This window comes from Duganella sp. Root198D2, assembly GCF_001428585.1.
Classification (GTDB): Bacteria; Pseudomonadota; Gammaproteobacteria; order Burkholderiales; family Burkholderiaceae_D; genus Rugamonas.
In genome coordinates this window covers 304,147-328,401 of record NZ_LMIC01000002.1, presented here as the reverse complement: position 1 = coordinate 328,401, position 24,255 = coordinate 304,147, and the positions used below count along the sequence as shown (strand labels likewise).

The following is a 24,255-nucleotide window of genomic DNA, read 5'->3' as shown; positions in this document are numbered from 1 at the left end:
GCACGTGCCACTACAGGGCGGAAAGCCACTGTCGCAAATCCGCTGCACTCTTGTTTACTAATCAAAACTAAACTTCATTCAAACATTGAAAGTTTGTTGAAGTGTCATGGCCTCCTTTGTAAGAATTCTCCTGAGTGGACGCGATCCCATCGATGTGCAAACGGCATCGTCGCCGTTTAGTAAATCGATGATTCGAGGCTTGCTACCGCGATATAAAGCCCTAAAACGGGCATAACCAGGAGACACGCATGACGTTCAACACCCATCTCGCTTCACGGCAGCGCGGCTGCCGCGCTACGCCCATCGCCATGGCGGTGAGCGTGGCACTGCTTTCCCTTGCAAGCGCCCAGGCGCAAACCGCGTCCACCGACCCGAATACCGTGGTCGTCACCGGTTACCGCTATGCGATCGAGAAGAGCCTCGACCAGAAGCGCGACGCCAATTCGATCGTGGAAGTGATCACCGCCGAAGATATCGGCAAATTCCCGGACAAGAACGTGGCGGATGCGCTGCAGCGCGTACCGGGCGTGGTGGTGACCCGCAGCGGCGGCGAGGGCAAGAACGTCAGCGTGCGCGGCCTGTCGTCGGAACTGACCCTGACCCAGTTGAACGGCAACTACATCGCCACTGCCGAATCCAATGGCGATCCATCGCGTTCGTTCAACTACACGATGCTGCCGTCGAACATGCTGTCCAGCGCAGAGCTGTTCAAGACTCCGGAAGCGCGCATCGACGAAGGCGGCGTTGGCGGCACCGTAATCCTGCATACCCGCCGTCCACTGGAAGTGAAATCGGGCTCCGGCTTCGTTTCAGCGGATGGCACCTGGGCCGATACCACAAAGAAGACCGACGGCCAGTTCTCCGGCCAGTATGCCTGGCACGATGAGGACAACCGTTTTGGCATCCTGGTCGGCCTGACCAGGCAGAAGCGCACCACCCGCACCATGGGCGCCAGCACCGAGAACTGGCAGTGGTATGGCGACGATTACGATGCCCATCCGGCCACCGACGTCAATGGCAAGCCATCGGAGCTGAGTTCCTACTGGTGGGGCCAGTCGGGCTTCTACGACCAGGGCGGCAAGTACTACACCAACTTCATGATGCCGACTTCGGTCAACCTGAACGTGAAGAGCGAGGAGCGGGAACGCAAGGGCGGCCAGATGACCCTGCAATTCAAGCCGGTGCGCAACCTGACGCTGACAGCCAACTACTTCCGCTTCAACCTGTCGCAGAACTCGCAGACCAATATCCTGAAAGTCCCTGAGTGGAACCTGGCGCGCTACAACGGCGACGGCAACTGGCCGGGCGGCCGCATGCTCGACGGCCTGACCTTCGACCGCAGCGGCACCCTGGTGACCGGCGCCCAGTACAGCGCCCATGCCGGCAAGGCCTACTACTGCAGCGAAGCGCAAGCCGCGTCAGCCGGCAAGCAGCCTGGCGGCTGGGGGCCGGATGATTGCACCATCCCGACGCCGCAGATCACCGGCAGCTACAACCAGGAAAAATCGCTGTCGCAGACCGCCGACTTTGAAGCCGAATGGCGCGGCCAGTCGCTGGACGGCATCTTCAAGTTCGGCCGCACCTGGGCCAGCGGCGGACCGAAAATGCAGATGACGATGCCGATCAAACCGCGCGTGCAGAATGCCGACGGCAGCTGGACCCTCGGCAACTACGCAAGCTCCTGGAACACGGTCGGCACGCCGGCCATGGTGTTCTCGCCGGAGCTGATGGCCAACCTGGGAAAAGGCATCGGTGAGATCGACCTCGGTTCCACCTCGTCGTCATGGACCAGGAACAGCACCCAGCAGAAGTATGCCCAGGCCGACATGACATGGCGCACCGAGAGCACCTGGCTCGACTCGCTGCAATTCGGCGCCAAATACCGTGATGGCGGCACCCACCGCGCCACCGGCAACAACTACTGGGTTTGCAAAGGCGCCGACCCGTCCGACTACGACAAGCGCTACCAGGCAGGCTGCGATCCGACCGCGAACAAATTCCTGCCGCAGTTCCTGTACGGCGGTTCGCTGGGCAACCTGGCAGGCGGTATCAATGCCAGCGCCTTCCCGGCGATCAATTACCCGGCCTACATCTCCTTCCTGAACCAGTCGTACGGGACGATGCAGACTCGTAACGAAGATAATTTCGTCTACAACGTCGACGAGAAGATCAGCTCGGCCTACCTGCAGGCTAACGTGAAGACCGAGCGCCTGCGCGGCAACGTCGGCATGCGCTTTGTGCGCACCAGGCAGCATGCCGATTCGACCGACCAGGTGGAGAGCTACAACGACTACTTCTTCAACGGCGCCAATGGCAGCCCGGCACCGTGCCTGGCAGGCGGCCTGCCGGCTGCGGGCGCACCAGCGGGCTCGGGTTGCACCAGTGGCTTCACCCGCCTGCCTGACAGCATTGCACGCGATTCGTCGTTCGTGGTCAGCTCGCTCGATCGCAGCTACAACGACGTGCTGCCAAGCTTCAACCTGGCGTATGAGCTGACCAAGGACCTGCTGCTGCGCGCGGCGGCATCCAAGGTAATCTCCCGTCCAAGCTACAACGACATCGCTTCGCCAGGCGGCCTGCAGTACTACAGCCAGGAATACGTCAATGACCGTCGCCTGATCGGCGGCGGCGACCAGCAAGGCTGGTTCGGCGCCGGCAGCAACAAGCAGCTCGAGCCGTACAAGGCCAAGCAGTTCGACCTGGGCCTGGAGTGGTATTTCCATCGCGGCTCCGTGCTCGGCATCGACTTGTTCCGCAAGAATGTCAGCAACTTCGCCGTTCCCGTGGTGCGCGACGTGACCATGAACGTGGGTGGGCAGAACGTGATCGTGCAACGCTACTCGACCAGCGCCGGCGGCCGTGACGGCGTATCGAAGGGCGTTGAGCTGTACGCGCAGCATACGCTGGACATGGGCCTCGGCTTCCAGTTCAACTACACCTACAACAAGACCAACCAGGCGGATATCACGATGGCGGACGGCACCAAGATCGGCGAATCCCCGCTGGTCGGCAGCGCCAAAAACCAGATGAACCTGACAGTGTTCTACGAAACCGACAAGTTCCTGGCGCGCGCTTCGTACAACCGTCGCGGCGAAGTGGTGGATGGACTGGTCAACGGCCTGAACGTGTATGAGGAGCCGTATTACCAGGTCGACTTGAACGTGGCCTACAACATCACCAAGGAGCTGAGCCTGACTGCTTCGGTGCTGAACCTGACCAAGGAGGAAACGCGCTCCCACCTGGGCAACGACACCAAGGATCGCTTCTACTCCAATGGCTATGCCGGCCGCATTGCCTACTTTGGCTTGAACTACAAGTTCTGATGCTTCCCTCCTTCCTCCCCGCGCTTCGCGGCAGGGGAGGTTTTTTCCTGTTTTGGGTGCCGCAATGAACCAGCACAACCGAATCAGCAAGCTTGCAATCGTTGGCGCGATGCCATGAGCACGCACCTGTACTGGCGCTCCCTGGCGGCCCTGCTGCTGGGCCTCTGCCTTACGGTGGTGGCAGCGGTCGCGTCGGCGGCTACGCCGGTCCGCACCGTCATCGGCGATAGCTGGAGCTTCCGCCTCCTGCCCGGCAACACGCAGCTCGCCGCGCATCCCGAAGCCTTGCCTTGGCATTCTGCAAAGGTGCCGGGAACGGTGCACAGCGACCTGTTCGCCCGCAAGCTGATCCCTGATCCGTACGTCGGCGCCCCGGAGGCCGGTTTGCAATGGATCGGCCTCGCCGATTGGGAGTACCGCACGCATTTCGATGCGTTGAAGCAGGCGGCGCGCAGTGACCTCGTGTTCGAGGGCCTCGATACCTTCGCCGAGGTCTGGCTGAATGGCGAGAAGCTGTTCGATGCCGACAATACCTTCCGCACCTGGCGCATTCCCGTGCAGGGCAGGCTGCGCGCAAAAGGCAATGAGCTGCGTGTGATTTTGCGCTCACCGATTACAAGGCTGCTGCCGGCTGTTCGAGCCATGCCGCGCAAGCTGGCGGGAAACTATCCTTCCCCCTTTGGCGATGAGCCGCCCGATGCGATGACCGGCAACTTCGTGCGCAAGCCCGGCTATCACTACGGCTGGGATTGGGGCCCGCGCTACGTTACTGCGGGCATATGGAAGCCGGTCGTGCTGGAAAGCTGGGATGCGGCGCGCATCGATAACCTGCAGCTGCGGCAGGATCACGTTAATGAAGCGCGTGCCGATATTGCGGCAGTCGTTTCTGTCGATGCGGTGCGCGATGGCGCGTTTCAACTGCGCTTGTGGCAAACCGCGCCCGGCGGCAAGCGCTCGCTGGCGGCCTTACGCCGCGTCGGGCTACGCGCAGGTGGCAACCGCATTGAACTGCCGCTGCGCATCGACCGCCCGCAGCGCTGGTTCCCTAACGGCTACGGCGCACAGCCCTTGTATCGCTTCGAGGTTGAAGTCAGCGATGGCAAGGCCGCCATTGCCAAAGCCAGCGCCCGCACCGGCTTGCGCAGCATCGCCTTACGCCGCGAGCCGGATGACAAGGGCAGGAGCTTCTATTTCGAAGTCAACGGTATTCCAGTATTCGCCAAAGGCGCGAACAGTATTCCGTTCGATATGTTCCAGCCGCGCGTGAGCAAGGGGCAGTTGCGCCGCGTGCTTCAGTCAGCACGCGACGCCAACATGAATTTCCTGCGCAGTTGGGGCGGCGGATATTACGAGAGCGAAGACTTCTTCGATCTCGCCGATGAACTGGGGCTGATGGTATGGCAGGATTTCATGTTCGGCGGCGGCATGCCGCCGGCATATGACGACACCTTTCGCGCCAACGTGCTCGCGGAAGCCCGTGACAACGTGCGCCGGCTGCGTAACCATCCGAGTCTCGCACTTTGGTGCGGCAACAACGAGGAAGAAATCGCCTGGAAGTACTGGGGCCCCGGCAAGGAAATGATGGCAGCCGATCCCGCCTTCGCCAGCAAAGTCTGGAACGGTTACGTGCAGCTTTTCGGCACCGGCCTGCGCAAGGTCGTGGCAGAAGAGGGTGGCGGTATCGCCTACTGGGCCAGTTCGCCCAGCGACGACCTGGCCGAGGTGGCAAACACGCCGGCCAGCGGCGATATGCACTATTGGGAAGTGTGGGGCAACCCGGCGCACCCGCCTTCGAAGTACCTGGAGATCACGCCGCGCTTCATGTCCGAGTACGGCCTGCAGGCGTGGCCGGTGCAGCGCACGATTGACGCCTTCGCCAGTCGCGGCGAGCAGGGTATTGCCTCGCCAGTCATCGAGGCGCACCAGAAATTCCTGGCCGGGAAGGGTAATGAACGGCTGATGAAGTACGTGAACTACGAGTTTGGCGAACCGAAGGACTTTGCCAGCTTCGTCTATCTTGGCCAGGCGGCGCAGGCGGAAGGCATCGAGCTGGCGGCGCTGCACCACCGCGCCAGCCGGCCATACACAATGGGCACGCTGTATTGGCAGCTTAATGATGTCTGGCCAGGCGCCTCGTGGTCGAGCGTGGATTGGTTCGGGCGCTGGAAGGCGCTGCATTTCCACGCGCGCCGTTTCTACGCCCCGGTTGCCGTAGCCGCGCTGCGCAGCGCCGAAGGCAGGACTTCCATCAGCCTGCTCAATGACCGCACGCACGCCGTGCGCGGCGAATTACGCCTGCGGCTCATGACGCTTGATGGCACGCCGCTGCGTGAGGAGCGCAAACCGGTTGAACTGGCACCGTTGTCGGCGACGAAGCTGGCCAGCTATACCGACCTGGAATTGCTGGGTGATGCGGACCCTGCGTCAACAGTCGCCGTATTCGACCTGCAGGCGGAGGGCGAGCCCGCCTCGCGCCGAGTGGTGTACTTCAAGGCCGCGAAGGACATGGGCTGGCCCGATCCTGGCCTGAAGGCGGAGCTGCGCCGCGACGGAAGCGGCTTCACGCTTGAGCTGCGTGCCGCGAACCTCACGCGCGCCCTGTGGATCGACTTCGGCGACGCGGACGCCGAGATTGCCGATAACGCAATGACGCTGCTGCCCGGCGAACCGGTGGCCTTGCATATCGCGTCCAAAGCCAGCCTCCCGGCGCTGCGCAAGTCCTTGCGCCTGCGCTCATTGGCTGGCGAGGTGCGTGTTTACTAAAACAAGCTAAAAGATCTAATTTTTTACTGCTCTTGTTGACGCCTGCAAAAGGCGGCTGATATAAAACTTACCCATGTGCAGGCGCCCAAACCGGCACACGCCAGGCACCTGGAAGCGCTCAAAGAGGCGTTTATTAAACTGAACATTGGAGACTCCCTTCATGCACTTGAACTCCCGCCAGGAGGTGCAGCCGTGAGCCAGGTCACTTTGCGCGACATCGCCGAAGCCACCGGGCTATCGATTGGCACGGTCTCGCGTGCGCTGAAGAACCAGGCCGGCATGACCGAGGTGACCCGCAACCAGGTGCGCCAGGCCGCCGAGAAAATGGGCTATGACTTCGGACAGCTCAAGAAAGGGCGCATTCGCCGGATCGCCTTCCTGTTGCATAGCCAGCACAATACGCTGGCATCGAGCCAGTTCTATTCCCCGGTGCTGCATGGCGCCGAGGCGGCTTGCCGGCGCGAGGGCATTGCGCTGTCTTTTATCGCAGTGGGACCGGCCGAACCGGTGCAGGGCCTGATCCGCGTGCACCAGCCGGATGCCATCCTGTGCGCAGGCTTCTTCGAGCCGGAAGTACTGGCGGCCTTGCAGCAATCCGGCAAGCCCATCGTGCTGGTGGACATGCACCGCCGCGGTTTCACCTCGATCAATCCGGACAATGTGCGCGGCGGCTACCTGGCCACCCAGCATTTGCTGCGCTGCGGCCGCAAGCGCATCGCCATGATGTCAGGCTCACTGGCCCACTACAGCATCCAGCAGCGCAATCGCGGTTTCCGCCAGGCGCTATTCGATGCCAAGGTGTTTGCCGACCCGGACCTGGAAGTCATTGTTCCCACCATGGGCGAGGGCGACGAAGCCGTGGTGGAAGCCATGCGCAGCCTGCTCGGCCTTCCAAAACGGCCGGACGCGCTGTTCTGCTACAACGACAGCACGGCGCTGATCGCCATGAAGCATTGCCTGAACGAGGGCATGAAGATCCCGCATGACATCGCAATCGTCGGCTTCGACGATATCAGCAGCGCGGCCGCCGCCATCCCCCCGCTCAGCACCATCCACGTCGACAAGGAAGACCTGGGACGGGCGGGGATCGAACTGCTGCTGCAAAGACCGGAAGAAGCCCCCTCCCAGATAACCATGCCAGTCGAATTGATCGTGCGCGAAAGCAGTTGCGACGACTAGCGTACCCACCAGGACCAACATGACCACACTCCCGAATTTCCGCGACCCGGATGTCCTGCTCGACCACGCGCGCCACACCATGCGCTTCTATCATCCGCGCGCAATCGATCCGGCCGGCGGCCTGTATCACTACTTCAAGGACGACGGCACCGTCTACGATGCGCAGCACCGGCACCTGGTCAGCAGCACGCGCTTCGTGTTCACCTATGCCATGGCTTACCGCCATTTCCATGATCCGGCCTATTTGGAAGGCGCACGCCATGCGCTGCGCTTCCTGCGCGAAGTGCACCGCGAGCCAGGCGGTAGCGGCTATGCCTGGATGCTGGATGGGCGCGAGGTGGAGGATGGTACCCAGCACGCCTACGGCCAGGCGTTCGTGCTGCTCGCCTATTCGCACGCCACGATGGCGGGCATCGAAGAGGCGCGCGCATGGATCGGCGAGACCTTCGAACTGATGGAAAAGCACTTCTGGGACGAGCGGGCAGGCCTGTACGCCGACGAGGCGACCCGCGACTGGAGCGTGCTTTCGAGCTACCGCGGCCAGAACGCCAATATGCACGCCTGCGAAGCGCTGCTGGCAGCGCACCAGGCAACCGGCGAGCGGCGCTACCTGGAACGCGCCTACACCGTGGCCTACAACATCACCCAGCGCCAGGCGTCCCGCTGCGGCGGTTTGATCTGGGAGCACTACGACGCCGACTGGCAGCCGGACTGGCGCTTCAATATCGACGATCCGGAAAACCTGTTCCGCCCATGGGGCTACCAGCCGGGCCATTTCACCGAATGGGCCAAGCTGCTGCTGCAACTGGAAGCGCGCGGCAGTGTGCTGAACAAGGACCTGGGCTGGCTGCTGCCGACCGCGGAGCGCTTGTTCCATGCTGCAACAGGCAAGGGCTGGGATGCCGAACATGGTGGCCTGTGCTATTCGCTGGCACCAGGCCTGACGGTATGCGATCCGCACAAGTATTTCTGGGTGCAGGCCGAGAGCACTGCGGCCGCCGCCATGCTGGCCAAACGCACCGGCAGCGCCGAATACTGGGATTGGTATGAGCGCCTGTGGGCCTATAGCTGGACCCACTTCGTCGACCACGAACACGGTGCCTGGTACCGTATCCTGTCCGGCGACAACCGCAAGCTGAGCGACGAGAAGAGCCCGGCTGGCAAGGTGGACTACCACACCATGGGCGCCTGCTACGACATCGTGGCTGTGCTGGGGGCCGCCGACCATGCATGACGCACCGTTGATGCTGTGCGCCGGAGAGGCGCTGACCGATATGATTCACCAGGGCGACGAGCGCTGGGTGAGCCGCGTTGGCGGCTCGGTATGGAATGTGGCGCGCGCGCTGGCCGTTCTGGGCGAACGCACTGCCTTCGCAGGCGCCATCAGCCGCGATCGGTTCGGCGATGCGCTGTGGGCCGCCAGCGAAGCCGTCGGCCTCGACCTGCGCCTGCTGCAGCGCGTTGAACGCTCACCGCTGCTGGCAATCGTGGAACAGGGCGAGCCGCCGCGCTACTTCTTTATCGGCGACGACAGCGCCGACCTGCATTTCGATCCGGCGACGCTGCCGGAATACTGGTCGCGCGACCTGCGCTGGGCGCATTTCGGCGGCATCAGCCTGGCGCGCGAGCCACTGGCATCGAACCTGGTGGCGCTGGCTGAAAAACTGAAAGCGCAGGGCGTGGCCATCAGCTACGACCCGAACTACCGCAACCTGATGGATGAGCGCTATGCGCCGACCCTGCGCAGCATGGCGGAGCTGGCCGACGTGATCAAGGTTTCCGACGACGACTTGCGAGGACTGGTCCCCGGCGTCGCGCTGGATGCAGCGCTGCAGCAGCTGCGCGCCGCCGCGCCTTCCGCATTCTGCCTGCTGACACGCGGCGGCCAGGGCGCGAGCCTGTTCCATGGCGAGCAGCGCGCCGATGCACGTGCGCCGGCAGTCGCGGTAATCGATACGGTCGGCGCAGGCGACGCCAGCGTGGCCGGCCTGCTGCATAGTTTCGCACGCCATCCGGGGCGTTCGCTGCAGTCCCACCTGCATGCGGCGCTGGCTGCCGGCTCCGCCGCCTGCCTGCAATCCGGCGCCACCCCGCCGCCGCCTGCGGCCATGCAGCAGCTATTCGAATTACTGGAAGGAACGTCAGCGTAATGAAAGCAATCCGGTTTACATTTTGCTCTGTCTTGCTGGCGGCATTCGCGCTGCCGCTTGCCGCAGCACCGGCCGATATGCCGGTCAATACCTTCATCGGCACCCAGGATGAGGGCAATACCTTCCCCGGCGCCTCGGCACCCTTCGGCATGATCCAGGTCAGCCCGACCGGCGAGCATTATGCCGGCTGGCATTACAGCGACGCGCGCATTCGCGGCTTTGGCCATTCCTTCCTGTCCGGCGCCGGTTGCTGGGAGCAGGGGGGCCAGCTTTCGGTGCTGCCGGTCACCGGCAGCATCGGACCTGGCGGTGACTTCGACACCAAGAAGGCAGAGAGCTTCAACAACAAGCGCTACGGCGCAAACTACAGCCACGATGGCGAGATTGGCCAGGCCGGCTACTACAAGGTGCAGCTCACCAGCTATGGCGGCATTACCGCCGAAGCCACCGCACTGACCCGCGCGGCTGCCGAGCGCTATACCTTTGCCGCCGGCACCGCCAGCGGCCATGTGCTGCTCAACCTGGGCCAGGCCAACGAACGCCATTCCGTGGTCGGCAGCGAGGTGCGCGTGCTGGATGACCGCAGTGTCGAAGGCAAGATCGTCACCAAAAGCTTCTGCGGCGGCGCCCAATATACGACCTGGTTCCGCATTGTGTTTGACCAGCCTTTCGTCGCTAGCGGCATTTGGGATGACCGCGGCGGCTGGCCGGGAGTGAAAGGCCCGAGCCAGCAAGGCGACAGCCGCCCACATGGTGCCTGGCTGACTTTCGACCTCAAGGGCGGGCAAGCCGTGACAGCGGTCAGCGCTATTTCGCACGTCGATGCCGAAGGCACGCGCATCAACCTGAAGGCCGAAGGCATGGCGGCTGGCAAGCCGCTCACTTTCGACGCAATGCGGGCACAGGCGCAGGCAGCGTGGCAGAAGGAACTGGGCAGCGTACGCATCGAGGGCGGCAGCAGCGATGACCGTACCGTGTTCTACACCGCCTTGTACCACGCGCTGCTGCAGCCCCTGACCGGCAGCGATGCCGACGGCCGTTATCGCGGCTATGACAATGCACTGCATAGCGCCAAAGACTGGACCTATTACGAATTCTTCTCGCTGTGGGACACCTACCGTGCGCAGAACCAGCTGCTAGCCTTGCTGCGCCCGCAGCGCTCGCGCGATATCGCCAATTCGGTCCTCAAGATCCGCGAGCAGGGCGGCTGGCTGCCGCGCTGGGGCTACGCCAATTTCGACAGCAACGTGATGACCGGCGATCCGGTCACTCCGTTCCTGGTCGACCTGTGGCGCTTTGGCGCGCTGAAGGGGCGTGAACGCGAAGCCTACACCGCGCTGCGCGAGAACGCCTTTGGCGTGCCGCCTTCGCGCATTCGCGCTGAAGGCCGCGCCGGCAATCCAAATTACCTGAGCCAGGGCTTCGTCCAGTATGACCGCGGCTTTGTCGCCAAGGGCATGGACATCGACCCGCACCACGGCGCTTCGGCAACGCTGGAGTATGCGCTGGCCGACAGCTCGCTGGCGGTCATGGCCAAGGCGCTCGGACAGGCAAAGGATGCCCAGGTACTGGAGCAGCGCGCCCTCAACTGGCGTAAGGTATGGGATCCGTCGGTGATTGACGCCCCGACCGGGCAGCGCGGTTTCCCGCGTCCACGCGTATTGGACGGTAGCTGGTTCACCGACCTGAATGGCAGCTACGACCCGCGCGCCGAGCGCGGATTCCATGAAGGTACGGCCTGGCAGTACCAATGGCTGGTGCCGCAGGATGTTCCTGGCCTGGTGGCCGCCATGGGCGGCCAGGCCAAGGCGCTGCAGCGCCTCGACCAGTTCTTCGATTACGACGCGGTGCGGGCCGACCCTGCGGCTGTGCGCAAGTCGTGGGTGGTGGGCGCCTACAGCTACTACAGCCAGTTCCGCTACAACCCGAACAACGAACCGGACCTGCACGCACCGTGGATGTACACCCTGATGGGACAGCCGTGGAAAACCACCACTGTGCTGCGCGCGGCGGAAACCCTGTTCGGCAACGGTCCAAGCGGCGTTACCGGCAATGACGACCTGGGCACGATGTCGGCCTGGTACCTGTTCAGCGCACTGGGCCTGTACCCGGATACACCGGGCAGCGGCCGCTTCCTGCTGCACGCGCCGCGCTTTTCCCGCGCCGAGATCGACCTGCCGCAAGGCCGCACGCTGCATATCGAAGCGCCGCAGGCCAAGCCGGGTGAGCGCCGCTTCGTGCAATCGGTGCAATGGGGCGGCCGCCCGCTGTCGCGCGTGTGGCTGGATTGGGAACAACTGCAAGGTGCCGGTACCCTGTCGTTCAAGCTTGCGCCGCAGCCTGAAACGGCTGGCTGGGGCACGCGTGGCCGCGACCTGCCGCGCTCACCAGCCGGCATGTAAACATAAAAATTGAGGAGACAATCATGGCATCCATGGCACCGAACACCACGCCTGCTGCGGCCCCACAAACGGCGGGCGGCGCACAGAACGGAACAAACACCAGCGCGCTGGTGATCGTCACACTGCTGTTCTTCATGTGGGGCTTGATTACCTCGCTGAACGACGTGCTGATTCCGCACTTGAAGGCGATCTACACGCTGTCCTACTTCCAGGCGATGCTGGTGCAGCTCTGCTTCTTCGGCGCCTACTTCATCGTGTCGCTGCCGGCGGGTGTCCTGATCCGCCGCATCGGCTACCAGAAGGGCGCTGTCACCGGCCTGCTGATTGCCGCTGGAGGATGCGTGCTGTTCTATCCGGCGTCTTTCGGCGGCTACGGCCTGTTCCTGCTGGCGTTCTTCGTGCTGGCATCGGGAATCACCGTGCTGCAGGTAGCGGCTAATCCCTATGTCACCGTGCTTGGCCCGCCGCGCACCGCGTCCAGCCGCCTGAACCTGACGCAAGCCTTCAATTCCCTCGGCACCACCATCGGCCCTTCCGTAGGCGGGGTGCTGATCCTGTCGACCGGCGCCGCAGCAGTGGGCGCCGCGGCGAATGCCGCCACCGTACGCGGCCCTTACCTGGCGCTGGCCGGTGCGCTGGCATTGCTGGCGGTGCTGTTCCTGGTCGCCAAGTTGCCGCAGATCGCCGACAGCGAAGACCAGTCGCTGGCGGGCGAGGGCCACGGTTCGGCCTGGGCCCACCGCCATCTGGTATTGGGCGCAATCGGTATTTTCCTGTACGTCGGCGCTGAGGTCAGCATCGGCAGCTTCCTGATCAACTTCCTTGGCGAATCGCATATAGCGGGGCTGGCCCATGCTGATGCGGCACACTACGTCAGCATCTATTGGGGGGGCGCCATGGTCGGCCGCTTCATCGGCTTCGTGGTAATGCGCGTGGCCAGTCCTGGCAAAACCCTGGCCGTCAATTCGCTGGTGGCGATCGGCCTCGTGCTGGCGGCTACCTTCGGCAAGGGCAGCGTAGCAATGTGGGCCATTCTGGCCGTTGGCCTGTGCAACTCGATCATGTTCCCGACTATTTTCAGCATGGCCCTGCACGGCCTGGGCAAGTACACCGGCCAGGGTTCGGGTATCCTGTGCATGGCGATTGTCGGCGGCGCGCTGGTGCCGTTCGCACAAGGTGCGCTGGCCGATACCATCGGTGTGCAGGCATCGTTCATGCTGCCAGCCGCTTGCTATGCCTTTATCCTTTACTTTGGCGCGAAGTATTCGTCCATGTATGCGACGCAATAGTGTGTTGGCGATGGTTGCCCTGTGTGCAGCCGGCGCGCTGCACGCGGAAACCATGGACCGCATGGTGCTGTCGCGCGGAGGCGTGGTGCTTGAAGTATCCGCGCCAGCCAGCGGCATTATGCGCATCCGCATGGGGCGCGGGACATTGCCGGAAGATGCTTCATGGGCGGTGCCCGCAGCTGCACGCAGGACCCGTCTTCCGCTGAACGTTACGCGCGGCAGCGATGTGCTGCAGTTGAGCGCTGCGCATATCGGCGCCCGCATAGACATGCGTACGCTGCGAGTGGATGTACTGGACGGCGTCGGCAAGCTGCTGTTGGCCGACCTTGCCGGCCGCTCCGCATTGTCTGGAGAAGGCGGCTTCCGCATGCGCGGCCGCATGAGCGGCGACGACCACGTCTTCGGCTTGGGCGACAAGACTGGCACCTTCGACCGCAAGGGCGGTGCCTACACCATGTGGAACTCGGACACTTACAAGTTCACGCAGGCGACCGATCCACTGTACAAGACGATTCCATTCTTCATGACGGTGAGCGACCGTGGCCAGGCTTACGGGCTGTTCCTGGACAATACCTGGCGTACCACCTTTGACTTCGGCAAGACCGAACGCGGCATGCTGTCGATCAGCGGCGAGGGCGGCCCGGTCGATTACTACGTGATGGCCGGCCCCGCACCGAAAGACGTGCTGCAGCAATACGCACGCTTGACCGGCACGCCGCCGCTGATGCCGCAATGGGCGCTGGGCTTCCAGCAATCCAAGTGGAGTTACAAGACCGACGCCGAAGTGCGCGCAATCGCACAGCGCCTGCGCAGCGAACGCATGCCGTCAGACGTGGTCTACATGGACATCGATTACCAGGACCGTTCGCGGCCCTTCACCGTTAACGGCGCAACCTTCCCCGATATGCGCAAGCTTGCCACCGACTTGCGCGGGCAGGGTATCCGCCTGGTGCTGATTACGGACCCGCATGTCGCCAATGCACCTGGCCAGGGTTATGCCGCCTACGACGGCGGCGCCGCACGCGACCTGTTCCTGAAACTGCCGGGAGGCCAATACTACTCTGGCGATGTGTGGCCCGGAGCCGCGGTATTCCCCGATTTCAGCCGCGTCCAGGCCCGCCGCTGGTGGGGCGACCTGTATGCGGGTTTTGTTGGCGATGGTGTGGCTGGCTTCTGGAACGACATGAATGAGCCGTCGATCTTCAACGTGCCAAGCAAAACCATGCCGCTCGATGTCGTGCACCGGATCGAGAGCGACGACTTTGCACCACGCAGCACTTCCCACGCCGAAATGCATAACGTCTACGGCCAGCTCAACTCGCGCGCCACTTATGAAGGCCTGGCTCGGCTGCAGCCGGACGTACGCCCCTTTGTGCTGACCCGCGCCACCTATGCGGGCGGCCAGCGCTACGCCGCGACGTGGACCGGCGATAACGTCTCGAGCTGGCAGCACCTCAAGACGGGCATGCAGCAGCTGGTCAATCTTGGCCTGAGCGGCTTTTCCTGGGTTGGCAATGACGTTGGCGGCTACGCGGGCGAGCCCCCCTCGCCGGAGCTGCTGACGCGCTGGTTCCAGCTTGGCGCCTTCATGCCGCTGTTCCGCGCCCATGCGGAAACCGGCCGGCCCGACCAGGAACCATGGGTGGGCGACGCCGTGCAAGTCGAAATCCGACGCCGCTTCATCTCCGAGCGTTACCGGTTGCTGCCGTACCTGTATGCCACTGCAGAAGAGAACAGCCGCAGCGGCATTCCCTTGCTGCGGCCAGTCTTCCTCAATTTTCCTTCAGTGCTGGCAAATGGCGACCGGCTTGGCGGTTCGGAGGACCAGTTCATGGTGGGCGGCGATTTGCTGCTGGCACCATCGCCGACGCTGGAGTCGCCGGGCGATTACAACGTTGAACTTCCTGGCAAGGACTGGTACGACTACTGGACTGGGCGGCGCCTGGATGGCAAGAGCCAAACGGTCAAACCGGATATCGCCCAGTTGCCGGTCTATGTGCGACCGGGCGCGATCATCCCGAAGCAGCCGCCGGTCCAGAGCACCGCCTTCGTGCCGGAAGGGCGGCTGGAACTGCATGTCTATCCCGGCGCGGACTGCCATGGCGACCTTTATGCCGACGATGGCATCAGCATGGCTTACCAGCGCGGCAGCTTCCTGCGCCAACACATTCGCTGTGAGGAGTCGCAATCCGGCCTGAAAATACTGTTCGAACAGCGCGAGGGAAGCTGGAGGCCGTGGTGGAGCGGGGTGGAACTCTATATTCATGGATGGGAATCCGACGCACCACCAGAAGTTCACGCCTTTGGCGCCGCAGTAGCGGCATCGGTAGACCGTGCGCAGAAAGCAGCCTTGATCCAGGTCCCAGACATGGTCAATGGGTCGGTCGAGATCAGCCGATCAAGATAAAAAATCACTCGCGGAGATTGTGCCGGTCATTGCTCCGGGCTTCAATACATACGCCGATGCATCGGGCGGCAGGGACATGTCACCGTTGAACAAGGCTGCCATGACTGGACCACTCTGCCGAATAGCTAATTTTTCCGCTGTGGCACCGTCGCCGTCTCGCAAGCGTTTCAGGAATTGAAGGCTCGACTCTCCTGCAGCACGCTCGATGACGATATTCCCTTTCCCGCGAATGAGGACGCGCTGCGCCCGTGCCGCAGCATGGAGCACGGCGAGGTCGAACATATTTGCTCGCACACCGCTGGCAAAATAGCCGATCATCGTCGGGCAGATACTGGTAATTGCGGTGTTGGAGGTGGCCACGTTATTGAACTCGAGCTTCCCGCGCGAGTAGACATCCAGCCAGTGCAGCGATTTCGACTCCAGGTCTATCGCCATTGGCATAAAGATGCCGTCTGCACCCTGCAGATTGAACTTCATTTCGACCGTGCGTGGATCGAAATGCTGGCCCTGGGTATCGCTACGCAGCATCATGCCGATAAAGGCATGCTCCAGTTGCTCGAAAGCCTGGCCGGAGTAATTGTTCACAACCGTCACGGCATAGCGGATGCCATGTTTTTCCGCCATGGCGCAATCCAGGTCGATGAACTCCGACGCGCCATTGGGGAAGGGCGCACTGGTTAGATCGCCGGAGCTGACGGCAATCTGCCCAAACGCACCCTGGAGTACGCGCTGGTAATAGGAGCACGTTCCAACGTGCTGCCACTGCGCGTCATAGAACCCGATCGACAGATCCAGGTCTGTGTCGAAGTGCGCTTTCTCCGGTTCGCACCAGTGAAGGAATAGTCGTATGGTCTTTTCCGGGGCGATATCGATGGTCGAGCCGCGCGACAGCTGAATTGCCGCTCGCGAAGCGGTCCGTTCGTTGAACGGCACCATGAAGGTTTTCAGCGCCGAGTCGATGATGAAATCGCCGATGGCCGGCTTGCTTTCAAAGCGCGCAAGCAGTGCCCGTTCGACGATCGCAACGCTGCGCTTGATTGTTTCCAGCGCAAGAACGGGCCGCTTGTCACGTGCAAATATGCCGTTGACGACGGAGCCTTTCGGCCAGTAAACGCGTGACTTGGCTTGCACACCACGCGTCGGCAGCAAGGCGAGAAGCGTCAGGAGGACCGGCGTTGAAAACTTTGGCGCGCAGCGCTCAAAGCCTGCCAGCAGGCCTTCGACAGCAACGTCATCGTCGCCCGCAATGCGGAGTGCATGGTCGAACCGTCTCGCCAGTTCGCCAGGGCGCTGCAACAGCAAGGCTGTCATGCTGGCGGCATCATTGAGATTGATGGCCGCTTCCAGTTTGCCGTAATACGTCAGCCAGGCTGGTGCACGGCTGCCATCCGGCGCTTTGCGCCGCACAATCTCGAAAGCCCGCGCAACGTTTGGAAAACGCTGCTTGTATTCGGCTGGATGCAGGAACTCGCCGAGCCAGACCCAATATGAACGATGGCGCAGCATGTCGTCGATCATCGATGCCGGGATGAGGTTTTCCATGAACTCCAGCAAGGCTCGCCTGAGCGGACGGCCAAGCTTTGCCATCTTGAAGCGGTAGATTTCCACCGGCAGCTTGAGCGACGCGACCCTATCGTAGTAGCTATGCGCATACAGTTCGCTAAATTGCTTCTTCTTCCTGGCTGCCTCGACGGTGAACTCGCGTAGGACTGTTTGCGGCAGTAATCCTGGATCTGCCCCGGAATAACAGGCGATTAAACGCAGTACATCGGTTGCGGTGTTCATGTAGGGTGCTGCGGCCGGCAGGGTAATGGCAGGATCGCAATGACGCAGCAGCGTGCCGAAAACATGCGCTATGTTCTCGCGCACCGGAATGGTGGCCGGGAGCGAGGCCAGGATTAACGGGCCGTATTCGGTGACGATATCCGACAAGTCCGCCACGTCCACAGGCGACATGGCCTGCGTACGCTGGCAAAAGCTGACGAACAATTCGCGCACCACCTGCTCGGCGGACGTGCCAAGGTCCAGCAACTTGAGTGTGACGTTCTCAGTTGGCGTGCCCCTGATCGGCGCAGGCTTGAAGAAGGCGGAATGACGGTCGACCTGCCGTTCGCAGATGGGGCAAGCCGAGTAGTTGCTGCCGTCAAAGCACTGGTCGCATACCACGTGCATGCATGGATTGAGCACGTGTGTGGTCCCCGTCAGCCCGCAATGCAGGCAAGGCTGGCCTTCCGCTTGCATGAAATGGGACAGCACCCGTTGCCGCCACAAGCCGTGGGTATCCGCCGGAACGTCGTCGGGAAAGCTGCGGTAAAGCGGCACGTGGGTCCGGTGTCCACCCAGCTGTTCCGCCAATACGCTCCAGGCCTGCGCTTGCAGCACGGTCAAAGCTTCGCTGGAAATTGTCTGCAGGCGATGGCGCAAACGCGTGGAAATCGCATACCCCAGCTTCTCGAGATTGATCTCGAAAGCTTCGATGAAATTGCCGGGAAGGGACGCAGTGCCTGCTTCAATAAACAGCAAGCCTTGCCTGCGCAGGAGGATAGCGTGGGAGGCAGTGAAGGTCATGGAATTCGGGGAGAAGGGAAGCGGACGAACTGAATCGGAAGTTAGAAGGAAGCCCGTCCTGAGCCTTCTCGGCCAGGATCGTAATATATTTGCAATTGGGGAGCAAGGGGGAAATACGGTCAGCGGCCAGGGGCTGAAGGGAAGGATTCCGTGGTCGGGGTGAGAGGATTCGAACCTCCGGCCTCTACGTCCCGAACGTAGCGCTCTACCGGGCTAAGCTACACCCCGACGGTGTGAATTAATTTTACCCATAATTTTATGGATTTATCAACACCTTTGCAGGTGCTATAGTGCGGCTTTGGATAAATTCATTTGCACCATGGGAATCACTATTTATCACAACAACTCATGCAGCAATTCGCGTGGCGCGCTGGCGCTGATCCGCGAGGCGGGCATTGAGCCGGAGATCGTCGAATACCTGAAGGCGCCGCCATCGCGCGAAGTCCTGATAGACCTGATCGCACGTGCCGGCCTGACTGCGCGCGGCGCCATGCGCAACAAGGGCGAGCTGTATGACCAGCTCGGCCTGGGTGATGAGTCGCTGTCGGAAGATAAGCTGGTCGACGCCATGATGGCGCATCCGGAGCTGATCAACCGTCCCTTCGTGGTGACGGAGAAGGGCGTGCGCCTGTGCCGCCCGCCGGAAATGGTCAAAGAGATCCTCTAAGTGCGCAAAGCCTTCGCTACCACTTTGCTTGCACTGGCTGCCAGCGCCCATGCCGATACCTCGGAATGCGAGATCCACAAGCTGGCCACCTTCCCGTTCCCGCATCGCCCGACGGCGGAGCAGGCCGCAGCGCTGAAGGATTGCGACGCGGACAAGCTGTATTACGGCATCGGCGTGCACTTCGACTATGTGAGGGCACGTCACTGTGCATTCGCGACGGACAGGCAGGACGTGCTGATGATGTTGTACGCGAACGGCTTGGGCGCACCGCGTAATTATGCAGTGGCAAAAATGGCTGCCTGCCTTTCCGAACCTGCCGAGATCGAAGCGCGCCTGGCCAGGCTGGCCCGTATGCAGACCGGTAAGGAAGGCCCGTCGCCGAAAATCGATATGTGCGATGGCGCGGCAAACAGCCACTTGCAGTCGCGTTGTGCGGCGATCCAGCTGCAACTGGCCGACCAGGACCGCAATGGACGCATTGACACCATCTCGGCGCGCTGGCGCGATACCGAGAAGACCGCGCTGCTGTCGGTGCGGCGCCATGCGGTGGACCCGGCGCAAATTGAGGAAATCCTGATCTCGTTGCAGGACTTCGAGGCAGGCAAGCTGCCGTCTTTCTCAGTGGAAGATGCCGCCGCAGCCGAGCGTGAAATGAGCCAGATGAAAATAGCGCCGGACAAACAGCGAAGCTGGCTCGCCTACCGCGATGCATGGCTGGGACTGGGCAAGCTGCGCTACCCTTCGATTCCACCGCATGCATGGAAGGCCTACTTCGCCAAACGGCGCCTCGCCTCGACCAAGTCGCAATAAGAAAAAAAGGCGCCGATTTCGGCGCCTTATTCATTAGTGGCTGCGGTCCACCGAGAAGCGGGCCAGCTGCAGTAAGGACTGCTTGTAGACGCCGTCCGGCATGCTGGCAATGGCATCGATGGCGCGCTGCGCGGCCACTTCGGCGGCGCGGCGGGTGTAATCCAGTGCGCCGCTGTTGGTAATGGCGGCCAGGATAGTGTCGAAGTGCTGCTCGTCGCCGTTTTCGATGCAGGAACGAACCAGGGCGCGCTGTTCTTCGGTGCCGTTTTCCATCAGCCAGATCAGCGGCAGGGTAGGCTTGCCTTCGCGCAGGTCGTCGCCCACGTTCTTGCCGATTTCTTCCGCATCGCCGGCGTAATCCAGTACGTCGTCGATCAGCTGGAAGGCGGTGCCCAGCGAGCGGCCGTATTCGCCGGCGGCGGCGATATCGGTGTCGGACGCACCGGCTACCAGTGCACCAAGTTCCGCTGCCGCTTCGAACAGCTTGGCAGTCTTGGAACGGATCACCTGCAGGTAGCTTTCCTCGCTCACGTCCGGGTCGTGCATATTCAGCAGCTGCAGCACTTCGCCTTCTGCGATCACATTGGTCGCATCGGACAAAATCTGCATCACGCGCATGGAATCCAGCGACACCATCATCTGGAAAGCGCGCGAATACAGGAAGTCGCCCACCAGCACCGAAGCGGCATTGCCGAACAGCGCATTGGCAGTCTGGCGGCCGCGGCGCATTGACGATTCGTCAACAACGTCATCGTGCAGCAGGGTCGCGGTGTGGATGAACTCCACCACGGCGGCCAGTTCATGGTGGCCGACGCCTTTATAGCTATAGGCATTCGCTACCAGCAGGACCAGGACTGGTCGGATACGCTTGCCGCCCGCGCTGATGATATATTCAGCAATCTGGTTGACCAGCGCCACTTCCGAGTGAAGGCGCTGGCGGATCACCGAATTGACCGCGTCCATATCGGCGGCAATGGTGCTCATGATGTTGTTCTGGGCGTTGTTCGACAAGGCAAACCTACTGGTAAGGTTGGTAAGAGTGCCGCGATTATACGTTACTCGTTGCCCACATACCACGTGGCCCGCCCGCCGACAATACCTTTTGACCGGTTTCCCGAAACTATGTATAATCAGCGGTTCCCCGGCTTTCGCCTTGTTGTTTTTGGGCGTCGAGCAAGGGAGACTTATTAACAATCCAAGAGGTTTCCAATCATGTACGCGGTCATAAAAACCGGTGGCAAACAATACAAAGTTGCTGCTGGCGAAAAAATTAAAGTAGAACAGTTGCCGGCTGACATTGGTTCCGAAATCACTATCGACCAGGTCCTCGCCGTTGGCGCGGGTGACAGCATCAAGTTTGGTGCTCCACTGGTTGCAGGTGCATCGGTTCTGGTGAAAGTAGTCGCACAAGGTCGTCACGACAAGGTCCGTATCTTCAAGATGCGCCGTCGTAAGCACTACCAGAAGCGTCAAGGCCATCGCCAAAACTTCACCGAAATCCAAATCGTTTCGATCAACGGCTAATCGCTGTTCATCAAGACTCACCGAGCTATCAAGGAGTAACTAAATGGCACACAAAAAAGGCGGCGGTACTACCCGCAACGGTCGCGACTCTGAATCAAAACGCCTTGGCGTTAAAGTGTACGGCGGCCAGACCATCAATGCTGGTGGCATCATCATCCGTCAACGCGGCACCCCCGTGTCCGCTGGCGAAGGCGTAGGCACCGGTAAGGACCACACCCTGTTCGCACTGGTGGACGGCGTTGTGAAGTTCGTGACCAAGGGTCCGGACAGCAAGAAGTACGTTACCGTCATCGCTGCTGCTTAATCAGCGACGAATACTGGTACAGTAAGGCGCAAGCCTGCTCTCCAAAAGGCTCTGCCAGTGGTAGGGCCTTTTTTAGTTTTCATGGTGGTCACCTGACGTCCCCTCCGCCATAAAGGCCGGAGAATCCTGCTGCCAGCGTCGCATGTCCGCGACGGAAGAATGATCTAGTTCATTCTCATATTCCAGGTCTTGCGATACCTTTCGGCCTCGCGTTGTGAATGTGCCCAATGCGAGCAGAACTGCGGGTTTGTGCGCTAGCATAAGGCAGTAGGCCAATTAGAATTTAGCTGTAAATATATACAGTATTTTTGCCGGCTGGCGCACGCCCGCCCTCACCGGGGCGCTGGGCACTCGATGCGCGTTCGGCTTATCTCACACTTCGCCCACCAGGACGAAGTTATTCGGAGTACTACCAGATGAAGTTTATTGACGAAGCACGAATCGAAGTTATCGCCGGCAGCGGCGGCAATGGTTGCGCCTCTTTTTGCCGTGAAAAATTCCGTCCGTTCGGCGGCCCTGATGGCGGTGACGGCGGCAAAGGCGGCAGCATCTGGGCGGTAGCTGACCGCAACGTCAATACGCTGGTGGACTACCGCTATTCCAAGATGCACCGTGCCGGCAACGGCGAATCCGGCCGCGGCTCCGACTGCTATGGCAAGGGTGCGGACGACGTCTTCCTGCGCGTGCCGGTCGGCACCCTGGTGATCGACGAAGTGTCGGGCGAAATCATCGCCGACATGACCGAACACGGCCAGATGGAACTGCTGGCCAAGGGCGGCGAAGGCGGCTGGGGCAATATCCACTTCAAGACCTCGACCAACCGTGCGCCGCGCCAGAAGACCGACGGCAAGGACGGCGAACGCCGCGAGCTGCGCCTGGAGCTGAAAGTACTGGCGGACGTCGGCCTGCTGGGCATGCCGAATGCCGGCAAGTCGACCTTTATCACCGCGGTGTCGAATGCCCGTCCGAAGATCGCCGATTATCCGTTCACCACCCTGCACCCGAACCTGGGCGTGGTGCGTGTGTCGCACGAAAAATCGTTCGTGATCGCGGACATTCCAGGCCTGATCGAAGGCGCCGCTGAAGGCGCGGGCCTGGGCCACCAGTTCCTGCGCCACCTGTCGCGTACCGGCCTGCTGCTGCACATCGTCGACCTGGCGCCGTTCGAGGCGACTGTCGATCCGGTGAAGGAAGCCAAGGCCCTGGTCAAGGAACTGCAAAAGTACGATCCTGCGCTGGGCGACAAGCCGCGCTGGCTGGTGCTGAACAAACTGGACGTGGTTCCGGAAGAAGAGCGTGCCAAGAAGGTCAAGGACTTCGTCAAGAAGTTCGGCTTCAAAGGCCCTGTGTTCGAAATCTCCGCCCTGTCGCACGAAGGCACGCAGGAACTGGTCAACGCCATCTACCTGCACCTGGAGCAGCAGCGCTACTCCGAGCAGCGCTCGGAAGAAGTGCAGATGACCGAAGAAGCCCGCGGTATCTCCTCCATCGACCCGGACGACCCACGTTTCAAAGTTCTCGATTAAAATCGAGACAACCTCTTATCTTTGCCGCCCCTGCCAACCGCAGGGGCGCGCATTGTCTGCGGCAAGCCGGCATCACCCCGCCCGGCGCATCACCAGAAGTTTCACCACCTTTTGTTTGATCAGACTTTTGCCGTCCTATGAATTCGCTTATCCAGAACTCCACCCGCATTATTATCAAAGTGGGCTCCTCGCTCGTCACCAATGATGGCCGCGGGCTCGATCATGCCGCTATTGCCCGCTGGGCCGCACAGATTTCCGCCCTGCGTGCGATGGGCAAGGAAGTTGTGCTGGTCAGCTCCGGCGCCGTAGCTGAAGGCATGCTGCGCCTGGGCTTCGACAAGCGACCGACGGACATACACGAACTCCAGGCATGCGCCGCCGTGGGCCAGATGGGCCTCGCGCAGATCTATGAAACCAGCTTCCGTGAGCACAGCATCGGCACCGCCCAGGTGCTGCTGACGCACGCCGACCTGGCGGACCGTGAACGCTACCTGAACGCGCGCTCCACGCTGACCACCTTGCTGCGCCTGGGCGTGGTCCCGATCATCAACGAGAACGACACGGTCGTCACCGACGAAATCAAGTTCGGCGACAACGACACCCTGGGCGCACTGGTGGCCAACCTGATCGAAGCCGACGCGCTGATCATCCTGACCGATCAGCGCGGCCTGTTCAGCGCCGATCCGCGCAAGGATCCGGCGGCGTACCTGATCACGCACGGCCGCGCCGGCGATCCGGCGCTGGAAGCGATGGCCGGCGGCGCCGGTTCCTCGCTGGGGCGCGGCGGTATGCTGACCAAGATCCTGGCCGCCAAGCGCGCCGCGAAATCGGGTGCACACACCGTAATCGCCTTCGGCCGTGAGAACGACGTGCTGACCCGCCTGGCGGCCGGCGAAAGCATCGGCACCGAACTGTCCGCGCAAACCGGCCACTTGACGGCGCGTAAGCAATGGATGGCGGACCACCTGCACACCGCGGGCCAGGTCGTGCTGGATGCGGGTGCGGTGCAAAAGCTGGTGAAAGAGGGAAAATCGCTATTGCCGATCGGCGTGATCGAAGTGCACGGCGAGTTCGGCCGTGGCGCGGTCATCACCTGCGTCGGCGAAGACGGCCACGCGATAGCGCGCGGCATCAGCAACTACACCAGCGCCGAAACGCGCCGCATCAAGCGCAAGCCATCCGCCGAAATCGAAGCCATCCTTGGCTACGTCGAAGGCCACGAGCTGATCCACCGCGACAATATGGTCCTACTGTAGAACTCGTGTCACACCATGGGGTCACACCCCAGGTGTGACACGAGCGCAGCCGTTAAATGCACGAGTCCGTGTCACAGTTAGGGTGTG

The 24,255-nt window shown here is 61.8% G+C and carries 16 protein-coding genes and 1 tRNA gene; 14 read left to right on the top strand and 3 right to left on the bottom strand.

What is annotated here, in order from left to right; genetic code table 11:
• Window positions 1-248 precede the first annotated feature (248 nt).
• The 8 genes from ASE26_RS04275 to ASE26_RS04240 all read left to right on the top strand — a co-directional run bounded on the left by ASE26_RS04275 (window position 249) and on the right by ASE26_RS04240 (window position 15,513).
• Window positions 249-3,323 carry a TonB-dependent receptor gene (locus ASE26_RS04275; protein ID WP_082591287.1) on the top strand — a complete coding sequence of 1,025 codons (3,075 nt, stop codon included), beginning with the start codon at window positions 249-251 and terminating at the stop codon, window positions 3,321-3,323.
• A gap of 114 nt (window positions 3,324-3,437) precedes the next feature.
• The gene (locus ASE26_RS04270) at window positions 3,438-6,086 is read left to right on the top strand and encodes a glycoside hydrolase family 2 protein (RefSeq protein ID WP_055933006.1); all 2,649 of its coding nucleotides are present in this window, start codon (window positions 3,438-3,440) and stop codon (window positions 6,084-6,086) included.
• A gap of 192 nt (window positions 6,087-6,278) precedes the next feature.
• Window positions 6,279-7,265 carry a LacI family DNA-binding transcriptional regulator gene (locus tag ASE26_RS04265; RefSeq protein WP_055933008.1) on the top strand — a complete coding sequence of 329 codons (987 nt, stop codon included), beginning with the start codon at window positions 6,279-6,281 and terminating at the stop codon, window positions 7,263-7,265.
• A 19-nt stretch (window positions 7,266-7,284) separates the two neighbouring features.
• On the top strand, window positions 7,285-8,499 hold the full coding sequence (locus ASE26_RS04260; protein ID WP_057245657.1) for an AGE family epimerase/isomerase: 1,215 nt from the start codon (window positions 7,285-7,287) through the stop codon (window positions 8,497-8,499).
• A complete protein-coding gene (locus ASE26_RS04255; RefSeq protein ID WP_057245656.1) occupies window positions 8,492-9,415 on the top strand; it encodes a carbohydrate kinase in 924 nt (307 codons plus the stop codon). Before ASE26_RS04260 ends, ASE26_RS04255 begins: the two co-directional genes overlap by 8 nt.
• Window positions 9,415-11,817 (top strand): GH92 family glycosyl hydrolase, encoded by a 2,403-nt coding sequence (locus ASE26_RS04250; protein WP_057245655.1) that lies wholly within the window; start codon window positions 9,415-9,417, stop codon window positions 11,815-11,817. Before ASE26_RS04255 ends, ASE26_RS04250 begins: the two co-directional genes overlap by 1 nt.
• Window positions 11,818-11,840: 23 nt before the next feature.
• Window positions 11,841-13,106, top strand: a complete 1,266-nt coding sequence (locus ASE26_RS04245; RefSeq protein WP_055933022.1) for a sugar MFS transporter — start codon at window positions 11,841-11,843, stop codon at window positions 13,104-13,106.
• A complete protein-coding gene (locus ASE26_RS04240; RefSeq protein ID WP_082591286.1) occupies window positions 13,093-15,513 on the top strand; it encodes a glycoside hydrolase family 31 protein in 2,421 nt (806 codons plus the stop codon). Before ASE26_RS04245 ends, ASE26_RS04240 begins: the two co-directional genes overlap by 14 nt.
• Here ASE26_RS04240 and ASE26_RS04235 read toward each other — a convergent pair.
• Together ASE26_RS04235 and ASE26_RS04230 are read right to left on the bottom strand one after the other, a co-directional pair.
• Window positions 15,505-18,081, bottom strand: coding sequence for an MXAN_6230/SCO0854 family RING domain-containing protein (locus ASE26_RS04235; protein WP_057245653.1), 2,577 nt, complete (start codon window positions 18,079-18,081; stop codon window positions 15,505-15,507). The two genes, ASE26_RS04240 and ASE26_RS04235, sit on opposite strands and share 9 nt — an antisense overlap.
• A 151-nt stretch (window positions 18,082-18,232) precedes the next feature.
• Window positions 18,233-18,309, bottom strand: a tRNA-Pro gene (locus ASE26_RS04230).
• Window positions 18,310-18,400: 91 nt separating this feature from the next.
• Here ASE26_RS04230 and arsC point away from each other — a divergent pair.
• Together arsC and ASE26_RS04220 are read left to right on the top strand one after the other, a co-directional pair.
• A complete protein-coding gene (arsC, locus tag ASE26_RS04225; RefSeq protein WP_057245652.1) occupies window positions 18,401-18,748 on the top strand; it encodes an arsenate reductase (glutaredoxin) in 348 nt (115 codons plus the stop codon).
• Window positions 18,749-19,558 carry a hypothetical protein gene (locus tag ASE26_RS04220; protein ID WP_057245651.1) on the top strand — a complete coding sequence of 270 codons (810 nt, stop codon included), beginning with the start codon at window positions 18,749-18,751 and terminating at the stop codon, window positions 19,556-19,558. It abuts the gene before it with no gap.
• 33 nt (window positions 19,559-19,591) lie between these two features.
• On the opposite strand, the gene ispB is transcribed toward ASE26_RS04220, so the two are convergent.
• Entirely contained in the window at window positions 19,592-20,542 is a 951-nt protein-coding gene (gene ispB, locus ASE26_RS04215; protein WP_055933545.1) for an octaprenyl diphosphate synthase, read from the bottom strand.
• Window positions 20,543-20,770: 228 nt separating this feature from the next.
• Between ispB and rplU the strand changes: the two genes are divergently transcribed.
• From rplU to proB, 4 genes are all read left to right on the top strand, one after another.
• Entirely contained in the window at window positions 20,771-21,082 is a 312-nt protein-coding gene (gene rplU / locus ASE26_RS04210) for a 50S ribosomal protein L21 (protein WP_055933037.1), read from the top strand.
• A gap of 43 nt (window positions 21,083-21,125) precedes the next feature.
• Window positions 21,126-21,386 carry a 50S ribosomal protein L27 gene (gene rpmA / locus ASE26_RS04205; RefSeq protein ID WP_055933040.1) on the top strand — a complete coding sequence of 87 codons (261 nt, stop codon included), beginning with the start codon at window positions 21,126-21,128 and terminating at the stop codon, window positions 21,384-21,386.
• 416 nt (window positions 21,387-21,802) lie between these two features.
• Entirely contained in the window at window positions 21,803-22,912 is a 1,110-nt protein-coding gene (gene obgE, locus ASE26_RS04200) for a GTPase ObgE (protein ID WP_055933043.1), read from the top strand.
• 137 nt (window positions 22,913-23,049) lie between these two features.
• Complete coding sequence (proB, locus tag ASE26_RS04195; protein ID WP_055933045.1) at window positions 23,050-24,168, top strand: glutamate 5-kinase; 1,119 nt, start codon at window positions 23,050-23,052, stop codon at window positions 24,166-24,168.
• Window positions 24,169-24,255 lie beyond the last annotated feature (87 nt).

What these genes read in the sequence shown, in the direction of transcription:
- ASE26_RS04275 (WP_082591287.1), top strand. Translation starts at nt 249, where the DNA reads ATGACGTTCAACACCCATCTCGCTTCACGGCAGCGCGGCTGCCGCGCT.
- ASE26_RS04270 (WP_055933006.1), top strand. Translation starts at nt 3,438, where the DNA reads ATGAGCACGCACCTGTACTGGCGCTCCCTGGCGGCCCTGCTGCTGGGC.
- ASE26_RS04260 (WP_057245657.1), top strand. Translation starts at nt 7,285, where the DNA reads ATGACCACACTCCCGAATTTCCGCGACCCGGATGTCCTGCTCGACCAC.
- ASE26_RS04255 (WP_057245656.1), top strand. Translation starts at nt 8,492, where the DNA reads ATGCATGACGCACCGTTGATGCTGTGCGCCGGAGAGGCGCTGACCGAT.
- ASE26_RS04250 (WP_057245655.1), top strand. Translation starts at nt 9,415, where the DNA reads ATGAAAGCAATCCGGTTTACATTTTGCTCTGTCTTGCTGGCGGCATTC.
- ASE26_RS04245 (WP_055933022.1), top strand. Translation starts at nt 11,841, where the DNA reads ATGGCATCCATGGCACCGAACACCACGCCTGCTGCGGCCCCACAAACG.
- ASE26_RS04240 (WP_082591286.1), top strand. Translation starts at nt 13,093, where the DNA reads ATGCGACGCAATAGTGTGTTGGCGATGGTTGCCCTGTGTGCAGCCGGC.
- ASE26_RS04235 (WP_057245653.1), bottom strand. Translation starts at nt 18,081, where the DNA reads ATGACCTTCACTGCCTCCCACGCTATCCTCCTGCGCAGGCAAGGCTTG.
- arsC (WP_057245652.1), top strand. Translation starts at nt 18,401, where the DNA reads ATGGGAATCACTATTTATCACAACAACTCATGCAGCAATTCGCGTGGC.
- ispB (WP_055933545.1), bottom strand. Translation starts at nt 20,542, where the DNA reads ATGAGCACCATTGCCGCCGATATGGACGCGGTCAATTCGGTGATCCGC.
- rplU (WP_055933037.1), top strand. Translation starts at nt 20,771, where the DNA reads ATGTACGCGGTCATAAAAACCGGTGGCAAACAATACAAAGTTGCTGCT.
- rpmA (WP_055933040.1), top strand. Translation starts at nt 21,126, where the DNA reads ATGGCACACAAAAAAGGCGGCGGTACTACCCGCAACGGTCGCGACTCT.
- obgE (WP_055933043.1), top strand. Translation starts at nt 21,803, where the DNA reads ATGAAGTTTATTGACGAAGCACGAATCGAAGTTATCGCCGGCAGCGGC.
- proB (WP_055933045.1), top strand. Translation starts at nt 23,050, where the DNA reads ATGAATTCGCTTATCCAGAACTCCACCCGCATTATTATCAAAGTGGGC.